The organism is Variovorax paradoxus, from assembly GCF_009755665.1.
GTDB classification, from domain to species: Bacteria; Pseudomonadota; Gammaproteobacteria; order Burkholderiales; family Burkholderiaceae_C; genus Variovorax; species Variovorax paradoxus_G.
In genome coordinates, this window is record NZ_CP046622.1 from 2,972,545 (window position 1) to 2,984,583 (window position 12,039).

The following is a 12,039-nucleotide window of genomic DNA, read 5'->3' on the forward strand; positions in this document are numbered from 1 at the left end:
GCACGGCGATGGTGCCTGCTGAACGCGTCCACGGGCGCTACCTGATCGAAACGCCGCTGGAGCCGGCCGCCGTGGCCGAGGTGATGGCAGGCGAACAATCATGCGGCACCTTCACGCGCGTGGAGGGCGAGACCGATGCGCTGCGCGAGCGGGCGCGCGCCACCGTCGAGGCAATTGCCGAAGTTGCTCCAGCCGAGGCGCCGAGCCTCCCGAATGCGCTGCTGGAGCGCAAGGGCACGCGCGGGCCATGGCGGCGCGCGTACATCGACATTTCGTTTCCGGTGGCGAACATCGGTGCCAACCTGCCGACGCTTGCGGCCACCGTATCGGGCAACCTCTACGACCTGGGCGAAGTAACGGGCCTGCGGCTCGAATCGCTGCGGGTGCCAGCCGCCTACCGCGCAAAGTTCGAAATGCCGCGCGCCGGCATCGCGGGCACGCGGCGCGCAACCGGCGTTGCAAGCGGCGCGCTGGTCGGCACCATCATTAAGCCGAACGTGGGGCTCTCCGCGGCCGAAACGGCAGAGCTGGTTGCACGGCTGTGCGCCGCGGGCGTCGATTTCATCAAGGACGACGAGGTGTGTGCCGACCCGGCGCACGCACCGCTCGCCGAGCGCGTGCCCGCGGTCATGGCCGTGGTGCGCGCGCACCAGGAGCGCACCGGCAAGCACGTCATGGTGGCCTTCAACATCACCGACGAAACCGATGCCATGAAGCGGCACGCCGACCTGGTCGAGCGCGAAGGCGGCTCGTGCGTGATGGCCAGCCTCAACTGGTGCGGGCATTCGGGCATACAAACCTTGCGGCGCCATACCGGCCTGGCGTTGCATGGCCACCGCAACGGATACGGCGCACTGTCGCGGCATCCTTTGCTTGGCATCTCTTTCCAGGCCTACCAAACGCTCTGGCGGCTCGCCGGTGTCGACCACATGCACGTGCACGGCTTGCAGGGCAAGTTTTCGCAGGCCGACAGCGAAGTGATCGAGTCGGCACGCGACTGCTTCACGCCGTTGACCGATGCTGCGGACGACCGCGTGATGCCGGCTTTCTCGTCGGGCCAATGGGCCGGCACCGTGCCGGCCACCTGGGCGGCCATCGGCAGCGACGACCTGCTCTTCATGGCCGGCGGCGGCATTCTTGCGCATCCAGACGGTGCGGCGGCAGGTGTGGCCAGCATCCGGCAGGCATGGTCGGCCGTTCGCAACGGTGTTGCGCTGGAAGACGCGGCCCGCGGCGCTCCCGAGCTTGCGCGTGCCCTCGCCTTCTTCGGCAAGCCGTGACGCCGGCAATGCCCGCCCCGGCCATCGTCTACTACGGCGATGACTTCACCGGCGCAACCGACACTCTCGGCACCGCGGCGCGGGCGGGCCTGCGTGCAATGCTGTTCCTGAAGACGCCCGATGCCGCGCGGCTCGCCCGCACCGGGCCGCTCGATGTGCTGGGCATTGCCGGCGCAGCGCGAGCGATGGCGCCGGAGGCGATGCAGGCCGAACTGGCCCCGGTGGCGGCATTGTTCCGGTCGCTCGGCGCCCGCGTGCTGCACTACAAGACCTGCTCCACCTTCGACAGCGCGCCGCATATCGGCTCCATTGGCGCGGCCGTTCGCGCGCTGCGTACCGCCGTGGAACAACCGTGGACGGCGATCGTGGGCGGCCAGCCCAACCTTGGGCGGTATTGCCTTTTCGGCAACCTGTTCGCCGCGGCGGGTGCCGGAGGCGAGGTGTTCCGCATCGACAGGCATCCGACGATGAGCCGTCACCCGGTCACGCCAATGGATGAGCCGGATCTGCGGGCTCACCTGGGCAGGCAGGGCTTGGCCGACGTTCGCTCCATTCCCTTCACGGCCACCGTGCGAGGCCCGGATGCGCTTGGCAATGCACTGCAGTGCGCATTGCAAGCGCCCTTTTCCGAAGCCGGCACCGGCGCCGTGCTGTTCGACGTGGCCGAAGCACCGCAACTGGCAAGCATCGGCCAAGTGCTGTGGGCACAGGCCCTCCGTGCCACGCTGCTTGCCGTGGGGCCGAGCAGCGTGGTCGATGCGCTGGCCACTGCCCTTGGGCCGCGCCATGCCGATGTGCAGGCCGGCCCGCACCGCGTGGCACCCGCGCGAGGCCCGGTGCTGGTGCTTGCCGGCAGCCTCTCGCCCGTGACGGCACGGCAAGTGGCGGGGGCACGCTCGTTCGATACGGTGTGGCTCGACGCGCCGCTGCTCGCCCGGCAAGACGCGGCCACGCTCAACCGCCATGCCCAGGACATCGCGCGTGGGCTTGCGGGCGGCCGCAACGTGCTGGCCTGCACCCGCCCCTCCGAACAACAGTTGAGGCCCATCACCGAGCTCGATGCGCAGGCGCTCGCACGCGCGGGCGGCGATCTGCTGGCCAAGGTACTGGCGATGGTGCCGCTGCGGCGCGTGGGCATTGCCGGCGGCGACACATCGAGCCATGGCGTCCAAGCGCTCGATGCATGGGGGCTGTCGTATGTGGCGGACATGGGCGCCGGCGCGTCGCTGTGCCGGGTGCACAGCGACGATGCCGCGCTCGACGGCATGGAGATCATGCTGAAAGGCGGCCAGATGGGCTCGGACGACGTGTTCGAGCACTTGGTGCACGGCACCGCCTGAGGCCCTGCAGCAGCCCGGCGCCGCCGCACCAGTTGCGAGCGCGGGCTCCGTTCGGGTGCCTGCTTCATCCGCCGCACAGGCGCCTTCCGCAGCAGGGGTGCGGCTATCGCATGCAGGCACGGTCTTTGCATGACCAGGAAATCACGGTGTAACGAAGCACCGCTTTGGTGTGGTTTTCGCGGCTTGCGAACGCCCGGCGCAAATAGCGCCAGCACCTTCAGCCCGCACTCAGCGGGCGCCCCCTCCCCCCAACCCCGCTCGTCAATGCAGCCACACAAAGCTGCGTTGCGGCATTTGCATTTTCGAAAGGCCCCACCCCATGCACAAACTCAAGCTCGTGATGGTCGGCAACGGCATGGCCGGCGTGCGCACCCTGGAAGAGTTGCTGAAGCTCGCCCCGGACATGTACGACATCACCGTCTTCGGTGCCGAGCCGCACCCCAACTACAACCGCATCCTCCTGTCGCCCGTGCTGGCCGGCGAACAGACCGTGGACGAGATCGTGCTCAACAGCTGGGAGTGGTACTCGGACAACCACATCACCCTGCACGCCGGCAAGAAAGTCGTCGAAGTCGACCGCGTCAAGCGCATCGTGCGCGCCGTCGACGCCCAGGGCGCCGTCACCGAGGCCGCCTACGACCGCCTCTTGATGTGCACCGGCTCCAACCCCTTCATGCTCCCCGTGCCCGGCAAGGACTTGAAGGGCGTCATCGCCTACCGCGACATCGCCGACACCGACTACATGATCGAGACCGCCCGCACCCACAAGAACGCGGTCGTCATCGGCGGGGGCCTCCTGGGCCTGGAGGCGGCCAACGGCCTCATGCTGCGCGGCATGAACGTCACCGTGGTGCACGTCATGCCCTGGCTCATGGAGCGCCAGCTGGACGACGTGGCCGGCAAGCTCTTGCAGAAGTCTTTGGAAGACCGGGGCCTCGCGTTCCTCATCGGCGCCCAGACCCAGGAGCTGGTCGGAAACGACCAGGGCCGGGTGTCCGCCATCCGCTTCAAGGACGGCACCGAGGTGGCCGCCGACCTGATCGTCATGGCTGTCGGCATCCGCCCCAACACCGAGCTGGCCGAGAAGATGCGCCTGCACTGCAACCGCGGCATCGTGGTCAACGACACCATGCAGACCGTGACCGATGCGCGCATCTACTCGGTGGGCGAATGCGCCGCCCACCGCGGCATCGCCTACGGGCTGGTGGCCCCCCTCTTCGAGCAGGCCAAGGTCGCGGCCAACCACCTGGCGCAGTTCGGCATCGGGCGCTACCTGGGCTCGCTCACCTCCACCAAGCTCAAGGTCACGGGCATCGATCTCTTCTCGGCCGGCGAGTTCATGGGCGGCGAAGGCACCGAGGAGATCGTCATGAGCGACCCCTTCGGCGGGGTCTACAAGAAGCTGGTGATCAAGGACGACAAGCTGGTGGGCGCGTGCCTGTACGGCGACACGGTGGACGGCAGCTGGTACTTCAAGCTCCTGCGCGACGGGCGCAGCGTGCACGACATCCGCGACAAGCTGATGTTCGGCGAGTCCAACATCGGCGACACCGGCCACGAGGGCCACAACAAGGCCGCCAGCATGCCCGACGAGGCCGAGGTGTGCGGCTGCAACGGCGTGACCAAGGGCACCATCTGCAAGGCGATCAAGGAAAAGGGCCTGTTCACGCTGGACGAGGTCAAGAAGCACACCAAGGCCAGCGCCAGCTGCGGCTCCTGCACCGGGCTGGTGGAGCAGATCCTGATGTTCACCGCCGGCGGCGACTACTCGGCCACGCCCAAGAAGAAGGCGGTGTGCGGCTGCACCGATGCGAGCCACCAGGAGGTGCGCGACGCCATCCGCAAGGACCACCACCTGACGCACGACGCGGTGTACCGCCACCTGGGCTGGCGCACGCCCAACGGCTGCGCGACCTGCCGCCCGGCCATCAACTACTACCTGATCAGCACCTGGCCCAAGGAGGCCAAGGACGATCCGCAGAGCCGCTTCATCAACGAGCGCAGCCACGCCAACATCCAGAAGGACGGCACCTATTCGGTGATTCCGCGCATGTGGGGCGGCCACACCACGCCGGATGAGCTGCGGCGCATCGCGGATGCGGCGGACAAGTACAAGATTCCCACCGTCAAGGTCACGGGCGGCCAGCGCATCGATCTCTTGGGGGTGAAGAAGGAAGACCTGGAGGGGGTGTGGAAGGACATCGGCATGCCTTCGGGCTTTGCCTATGCCAAGAGCCTGCGCACGGTGAAAACCTGCGTGGGCAGCGAGTGGTGCCGCTTCGGCACGCAGGATTCCACCCAGATGGGCAAGGACCTGGAGCGGGCGCTGTGGGCGATGTATTCGCCGCACAAGGTGAAGCTGGCGGTCTCGGGCTGCCCCCGCAACTGCGCGGAGGCCGGGATCAAGGACGTGGGGGTGATCGGGGTCGACTCCGGCTGGGAGCTGTACGTGGGCGGCAACGGCGGCATCAAGACGGAAGTGGCGCAGTTCTTGGTGAAGGTGAAGACGGCCGAGGAGGTGATGGAGTACTCGGGGGCGTTCTTGCAGCTGTACCGCGAGGAAGGCTGGTACCTGGAGCGCACGGTGCACTACATCGGGCGGGTGGGCCTGGACTATGTGAAGAAGAAGATCCTGGAGGACGAGGCCGGGCGCAAGGCGCTGTGGGAGCGGCTGCAGTTCGCGTTGGATGGGGAGCCGGATCCCTGGTTCGAGTCGAGCCAGGCGCAGGTGGATGTGCGGCAGTTCACGCCCGTGGCGGTGGTGGACGAAACAACGCAGGCAGCGTGAATGAAGGAGCAACAGCCATGAACGACAACAACGAATGGAAAGTGATCTGCCGCGTCGAGGACATCCCGGTGCTGGGCGCGCGCCGAGTGGCGCGCCCGGTGGGCGTGGACGTGGCGGTGTTCCGCAATGCGGAGGACCAGGTGTTCGCGCTGCTGGACCGCTGCCCGCACAAGGGCGGGCCGCTCTCCCAGGGCATCGTGTTCGGCACCAGCGTGGCCTGCCCGCTGCACAACTGGGCCATCGGCCTGGACGACGGGTGCGCCAAGTCGCCCGATGAAGGATGCACGCCGAAGTTTGCCGTGAAGGTTGCCGAGGGCGTGGTGCACCTGGATTCGAACGAGCTTGCCACGCATGCGGTGGAGCTCGAGCGACCGGTCGCGGGGCCGGCCAACCGCGCCTGCCTTCAAACCGAAGACTCCGCAGCCTGACGCGAAGAACGACATGAGCCTCACTCTCACGTCTTCGTCGCGCAGCGACGACCGCAACCCAGGCATGCCCCCCGTGCATGGCCGTTGCACGCTCGTCGGCGCCGGCCCGGGCGACCCCGAACTGCTCACGATCAAGGCGCTCAAGGCCATCCAGTCGGCCACCGTGCTGCTTGTCGACGACCTGGTGAGCGACGAGATCGTTGCCATGGCGCAGCCCGGTGCACGCGTGATCCACGTCGGCAAGCGCGGCGGCTGCAAGAGCACGCCGCAAAGCTTCATCGAGCGGCTCATGATCATGGCCGTGCGCGAAGGCGAGCACGTGGTGCGCCTCAAGGGCGGCGACCCCTTCATCTTCGGCCGCGGCGGCGAAGAGGTCGAGCACCTTGCGCAGGCCGGCATCCAGGTCGAGGTGGTGAACGGCATCACCTCGGGCCTGGCCGGGCTGACCTCGCTCGGCGTGCCGCTGACGCACCGCGACCATGCGCAGGGCGTCGTCTTCGTCACGGGCCACGCAAAGCCTGGTTCGCCGGGCACCGACTGGCACGCGCTGGCGGCCACCGCGCATGCCGCGCGGCTGACGCTGGTCATCTACATGGGTGTGTCGGGCGCGGGCCGCATCCAGAACGAACTGCTGAGCGGCCTGCCGCCTTCGACGCCCATCGTCGTGGTCCAGAGCGCCAGCCTGCCGACCCAGCGGCATGCGGTGGGAACACTCGCGACGCTGGAGCAGACCATTGCCGACAACGGCCTGTGCAGCCCTTCGATCATCGTGGTCGGCGACGTCCTTCAAGGACTGGCCGCCGCGGCGTCTTCCGCGCATCTTGCCCTGGAGAAGGCGGCCTGAGGCTGCGGCTTCCCCGCGCCTCTCCTTTCCATTTTTTTCTTTCGGCTTTTTCTTCAAACCAAAGCAACGCCATGGCCTATTTGCAGCCTTCCGAATTCGTCACCAAGATGGTGGACGCCGGTGAATCCAAGATCTTCATGTCCACGCGGGACACGCTCATCCGCTCTTTCATGGCGGGCGCAATCCTGGCACTGGCGGCTGTGTTCGCGGTCACCATCAACGTGCAGACCGGCTACTCGATCATCGGAGCCATTTTGTTTCCGGTGGGCTTCTGCATTCTTTACCTGCTCGGCTTCGACCTGCTGACGGGCGTGTTCGTGCTGACGCCGCTCGCGCTCATCGACAAGCGCCCCGGCGTGACCATCGGCGGCGTGCTGCGCAATTGGGGGCTGGTGTTCGTCGGCAACTTTCTCGGCGCGTTCACCGTGGCCGTGCTGATGGCCATCGTCTTTACCTTCGGCTTCACGAGCCCGCCCGACAAGGTCGGCCAGGTGATCGCCACCATCGGCGAGGCGCGCACGGTGGGCTATTCCAACCACGGCGCCGCCGGCATGCTGACGCTTTTCGTGCGCGGCATGCTGTGCAACTGGATGGTGTCGACCGGTGTCGTGGGCGCAATGATCTCGACCTCGGTCACGGGCAAGGTGCTTGCCATGTGGATGCCGATCATGGTGTTCTTCTTCATGGTGTTCGAACACTCGGTCGTCAACATGTTCCTGTTCCCGTCGGCACTGCTCATGGGCGGCAACTTCTCGATCATGGACTACATCATCTGGAACGAGATCCCCACGGTGCTGGGCAATCTCATTGGCGGCTTGTCGTTCACCGGCCTCACGTTGTACGCCACACACGTGAAAACGGGCCCCAAGCGCGTGGTCCGCTAAACACGGCCCAGCCGCTCGCCGCCGGTGACGATGCGCTCCGCATTCGCGGTCTCGATCGGCCAGTACTCCGACAAGGGGCGCAAGGAAACCAACCAGGATTTCCACGGCGCCGCCCTGCCGGAGGGACAAGTCCGCAGTGCCAAGGGCGTGGCAATTGCCATTGCCGACGGCATCAGCAGCAGCGACGTGAGCCACGTGGCCAGCGAGTCGGCGGTCAGGAGCTTTCTGACCGACTACTACTGCACCCCGGACGCATGGAGCGTGAGCCGCTCGGCCCAGCGCGTGCTCACGGCCGCCAACGCGTGGCTGCATGCGCAAACGCAGAACGGCGGCGGCCGCTTCGACAAGGACCGCGGCTACGTCTGCACCTTCAGCGCGCTGGTCGTCAGGTCGACCACCGCGCACATCTTTCATGTGGGCGACACACGCGTCTACCGCTGGCATGCAGAAGCACTCGAGCAGCTGACCGAAGACCACCGCGTGTCGGTGGGCGGCGGACAAAGCTACCTTGGCCGCGCACTGGGCGTGGGGCCGCATGTGGAGATCGACTACCGCGCCGTTCCCGTCGAGCAAGGCGATGTCTTCCTGCTGACATCGGACGGCGTTCACGAGCACATCGACACCGCGGCCATCAAGGCCGCACTGGATGCGAACCCCACCGACCTGGACGCCGCGGCTCGCAGCATTGCGGAAGTAGCCTACGCCCGCGGCAGCCCGGACAACCTGACGGTGCAGATCGTCAGGATCGACGCCCTGCCCGATGGCGACGTCAACGAACTGCACGCACAACGCGCCGCGCTGCAGCTGCCGCCGCTGCTGGAGGCGCGCATGCGCTTCGACGGCTACACCATCGTGCGCGACCTGCACCACAGCCATCGCAGCCACATCTACCTGGCGACCGACGACGACACGGGCCAGCGCGTGGTGCTCAAGACTCCCTCGGTCGACCTGCAGAACGATGAGGCGCATCTGGACCGCTTTCTGCTCGAAGAATGGGTGGCGCGGCGCATCGACAGCGCGCACGTGCTCAAGCCGCACGCCACCCATCGCAAGCGGAACTACCTCTACGTTGCGATGGAGTTCGTCGAGGGGCAGACGCTGGCGCAGTGGATGGTCGACAACCCGCGGCCGAGCCTCGAATCGGTGCGCGGCATCGTCGACCAGCTCGCGAAAGGCCTGCAGGCTTTTCACCGCCTCGAAATGCTGCACCAGGACCTGCGGCCCGAGAACATCATGATCGACCGCACGGGCACGGTGCGCATCATCGACTTCGGCTCCACCTGGGTGGCCGGCCTGGACGACAGCACGCTGGCCGCGCCTGACCAGATACTGGGGACGGTGCAGTACACGGCGCCCGAATACTTTGTGGGCGAAGGTGGGTCGGCAAGATCGGACCTGTTCTCGCTGGCCGTGATCGTCTACCAGATGCTGACCGGACGGCTGCCCTACGGGGCGGAGGCTGCACGAATTCGCACGCGGGCAGACCAGCGCAATCTGCAGTACAGGTCCGCGCTGGACGCGCAGCGGGCCATTCCGGCCTGGATCGACGAAGTGCTGCGAAAGGCGCTCAACCCCAACCCGCTCAAGCGCTACGAGGTGCTTTCAGAGTTTGTGCAAGACCTGCGGCAACCCCGCCCGGATTTCTTGAACAGCCGTGGCACGCCGCTCGTCGAAAAGAACCCGGTGATCTTCTGGAAATGCACGACCTTGCTGCTGGGCATTGCGGTGGTCGTGCTGCTTGGCTTGCTCAGCCAGCGGGGCTGAGCGTCGATTCTCCAGACATGGGCAAGGTGGCGACGAAGGTTGTCCCTTCTGCGTTGCTTGACTCCACCGCTACCTGCCCGCCATGGGCCTTCGCAATCCCCATGATGATGAACAGCCCGAGGCCCACGCTTCTGCCGGTGCTGGCTGGCGATCCGCGGACCATCGGTTGGAACAAGGCCGAAATGAGTTCGCTCGGAATGGCAGGACCCCAGTTGTGCACCGAAACCTCGACGCGCTCAGGACTCACTGATGTTTTGATGGTGACTTCCCTGTGCGGGTCACCATAGGTCACCGCGTTTGCCACCAGATTGCCGACGAGTTGTGCGACTCGATCCGGATCGGCCCGACACGCCCCGCGGCCTTCGGTTTCGTGGCGCAACGTCCGATCAGGAAAGGACAAGGCGAGTTCGGCCACGCTCTGGGCGACCACCTCGTGCAGGTCGACCGGCTGGGGGTTGATCGCAATGCCTTTTCCCACACGCGCGACGGTGAAGTCCAGCAAGTCCGACACCAGGCGATTCGCGCGGTCCACCGACTGCGCCATTCGCGACAGCACCCGTGCCTGGTTGTCGGTGGGTGCATGCTTGAAGAGAACCTGGATACCTGTGTGAACGGCGGACAACGGGTTGCGCAGATCGTGGCTCACGATCCCGATCATCTGCTCCGCAAAAAGCGCCCGGTCTTTCGTTTCGGCCTGAAGGCGCTCCACTTCCGCAATATGTGCCTCGAGTTTTTTCCGAGACAGAAGCAACTCCTGTTCGTACTTGTCGCGGTCTCGTGCCACGAACAGGGCCACTTCCTGGGTGTGATCCGGCCCGTGCCCGTGACGAACGGCATTGAGAACCATGGGCAGGGTGCTTCCATTCCGGTGCCGGACGTCGAGCTTCAACTCCGAGATCGAGCCTTGCATTTCCAGCAAGGGCGCCCAATGGGTTTGGTGAAAGATGCGGGCGCCCATGGTCAACAGGTCCTGCAGCCGCTTCTTGCCCACCAGATCTGCCTTGTCATAGCCCAACCAGGCGCAGAACGGCTTGTTGACGCGCAAGAAGACGCCCTTTGCGTCTGTCTCGACCAGCCCGCAGGGAACACCGTCGAGCAGCATCTCATCGGCGGGCCGCAGCGCTGTCATGAGCAGGCCTAGTAACCGCGCTGCGAGAGAAACGATGCGATCGCGTCGTTGCTGGCGCTCGGCTGGCTCAAATGCGGACAGTGCCCGACGTTGTCGATGATCGTCAGAACACTGTCGGGCATGACCTTGTGCATGTATTCGCCGACGGCCACGGGAGCAATCAGGTCGTCGTCGCACTGGAGGATCAGCGAAGGCGTTCGCAGTTCGGCAATGGCGTCTCGGTGGTCCGACAGGAAGGTGACGCGCGCGAAGTGCTTCGCGATCTCCGGGTCGGTGCGGCAGAAACTGTTGGTCAGCTCGACGCCGAGTTCGGGTTGCTCCGGCGCACCCATGATTGCCGGCGCCATCGTGCTGGACCATCCGAGATAGTTGCTCTCGAGGGTGTGCAGCAACGAGTCGATGTCGGCGCGCTCGAACCCTCCGACATAGTCGCCATCATTGATGTAACAGGGCGACGGCCCGACCATCACGTGCGCCGCAATGAGGCCGGGACTGGCAAGGTCCGCCAGAACGCCGATCATCGCGCTGACCGAATGCCCCACGAAGATGGCCGGGCCTTCCCCATAGGCCTTCACGATTTCGATCACATCCGCGGCATGGCCGTCCAGTGACGCGTACTTGCCCGGATCGAATGCCTTGAGATCGGAGCCGCCACTGCCGACGAGGTCGAAAAGCACTGTCCGGTACTTCTTGCGGTACTCGGGTTCCAGAAGGCGCCACATGTTCTGGTCGCAGCCGAAACCATGCGCGAAAAACAGCGTGGCGGGGCCGCTGCCGGCCACATGGACATTATTGCGATGTTGCAGTTGGTCGGTCATGTCTTGTCGTGTCTTTTGGAGCTCGGTAGTTTCGCAGGCGGAGCGAAGTATGCCCTCCCAAATCGGTCGGAAAGACCCGGCTGGCAAGCCTCCTACGCAATCCGTCAGCCCAGCCGTACGACCTTCCGATCGCGCCCGGCTAGATTTGCCCGCAGGCGCTGGCGGGCCGCTGACTTTTTCACTTTTTAAGCCAACATGTTAAGAACGATCCTGGGAGTTGCGGCAAGCCCTTTGGTGGCAATCGCCCTCTTCTGCGCTGGCATCTTCGCAGCGGCAATGCACCTGTTTGCCCTGCCGGCGCTGTATCTGTGGGAGCGCTATCTGGAGCAAAGACCTCTGCCTGGCAAACGAGATCGCGCGGCGCACCGTCCTTCAAACGGTTCCTCCGCACGCCTGCAGGCCGCCGCTCCCAAACTGGCGCACGATTTCTGGAACTCCGGGTCAACAACCATGACAGACGACAGCACACCCATTTCCGACGGGCATTCTCTTGAATACCGCGGATTCCGCTTTGAGCTTCGCGCGGAGCCCGTGCGCGGCGGCTATCAACCCATCGTTGTTGTTGTCCGCACGCCTGCGGATGAAGAAGAGACACAACTGCCCAACGACACGGAAGAGATCGTGTATGGGACAGAGGCTGAGGCAACCCGGCATGGAGAGCAGCAGGCGATACGCTGGGTGCATGACCGGACGGGCGACGCGCAAGCGCAGTTCTGAGGCGCAACAAATAGAACATCGCCAGGGAGCGCAAGTGCCGGCCGCGA

The 12,039-nt window shown here is 65.6% G+C and carries 10 protein-coding genes; 8 read left to right on the plus strand and 2 right to left on the minus strand.

The window, feature by feature from the left end; all coding sequences use genetic code 11:
• The first annotated feature begins 8 nt into the window (after positions 1–8).
• From GOQ09_RS13735 to GOQ09_RS13765, 7 genes are all read left to right on the plus strand, one after another.
• Complete coding sequence (locus GOQ09_RS13735) at positions 9–1,280, plus strand: ribulose-bisphosphate carboxylase large subunit family protein (RefSeq protein ID WP_157616702.1); 1,272 nt, start codon at positions 9–11, stop codon at positions 1,278–1,280.
• Between the two features lie 8 nt (positions 1,281–1,288).
• Positions 1,289–2,620: a four-carbon acid sugar kinase family protein gene (locus GOQ09_RS13740; protein ID WP_157613908.1), complete on the plus strand. Its 1,332-nt coding sequence runs from the start codon at positions 1,289–1,291 to the stop codon at positions 2,618–2,620.
• A gap of 319 nt (positions 2,621–2,939) precedes the next feature.
• The gene (nirB, locus tag GOQ09_RS13745; protein ID WP_157613909.1) at positions 2,940–5,408 is read left to right on the plus strand and encodes a nitrite reductase large subunit NirB; all 2,469 of its coding nucleotides are present in this window, start codon (positions 2,940–2,942) and stop codon (positions 5,406–5,408) included.
• 17 nt (positions 5,409–5,425) lie between these two features.
• A complete protein-coding gene (gene nirD / locus GOQ09_RS13750) occupies positions 5,426–5,836 on the plus strand; it encodes a nitrite reductase small subunit NirD (RefSeq protein ID WP_157613910.1) in 411 nt (136 codons plus the stop codon).
• 13 nt (positions 5,837–5,849) lie between these two features.
• Entirely contained in the window at positions 5,850–6,680 is an 831-nt protein-coding gene (cobA, locus tag GOQ09_RS13755; protein WP_157613911.1) for a uroporphyrinogen-III C-methyltransferase, read from the plus strand.
• Between the two features lie 71 nt (positions 6,681–6,751).
• Positions 6,752–7,564 (plus strand): formate/nitrite transporter family protein, encoded by an 813-nt coding sequence (locus GOQ09_RS13760; RefSeq protein ID WP_157613912.1) that lies wholly within the window; start codon positions 6,752–6,754, stop codon positions 7,562–7,564.
• A gap of 30 nt (positions 7,565–7,594) precedes the next feature.
• On the plus strand, positions 7,595–9,328 hold the full coding sequence (locus GOQ09_RS13765) for a bifunctional protein-serine/threonine kinase/phosphatase (RefSeq protein ID WP_157613913.1): 1,734 nt from the start codon (positions 7,595–7,597) through the stop codon (positions 9,326–9,328).
• Here GOQ09_RS13765 and GOQ09_RS13770 read toward each other — a convergent pair.
• Positions 9,312–10,457, minus strand: a complete 1,146-nt coding sequence (locus GOQ09_RS13770; RefSeq protein ID WP_157613914.1) for a PAS domain-containing sensor histidine kinase — start codon at positions 10,455–10,457, stop codon at positions 9,312–9,314. The two genes, GOQ09_RS13765 and GOQ09_RS13770, sit on opposite strands and share 17 nt — an antisense overlap.
• Positions 10,458–10,465: 8 nt before the next feature.
• The gene (locus tag GOQ09_RS13775) at positions 10,466–11,275 is read right to left on the minus strand and encodes an alpha/beta fold hydrolase (RefSeq protein WP_126745821.1); all 810 of its coding nucleotides are present in this window, start codon (positions 11,273–11,275) and stop codon (positions 10,466–10,468) included.
• A gap of 234 nt (positions 11,276–11,509) precedes the next feature.
• Between GOQ09_RS13775 and GOQ09_RS13780 the strand changes: the two genes are divergently transcribed.
• The gene (locus GOQ09_RS13780) at positions 11,510–11,992 is read left to right on the plus strand and encodes a hypothetical protein (protein ID WP_157613915.1); all 483 of its coding nucleotides are present in this window, start codon (positions 11,510–11,512) and stop codon (positions 11,990–11,992) included.
• Positions 11,993–12,039: the final 47 nt, after the last annotated feature.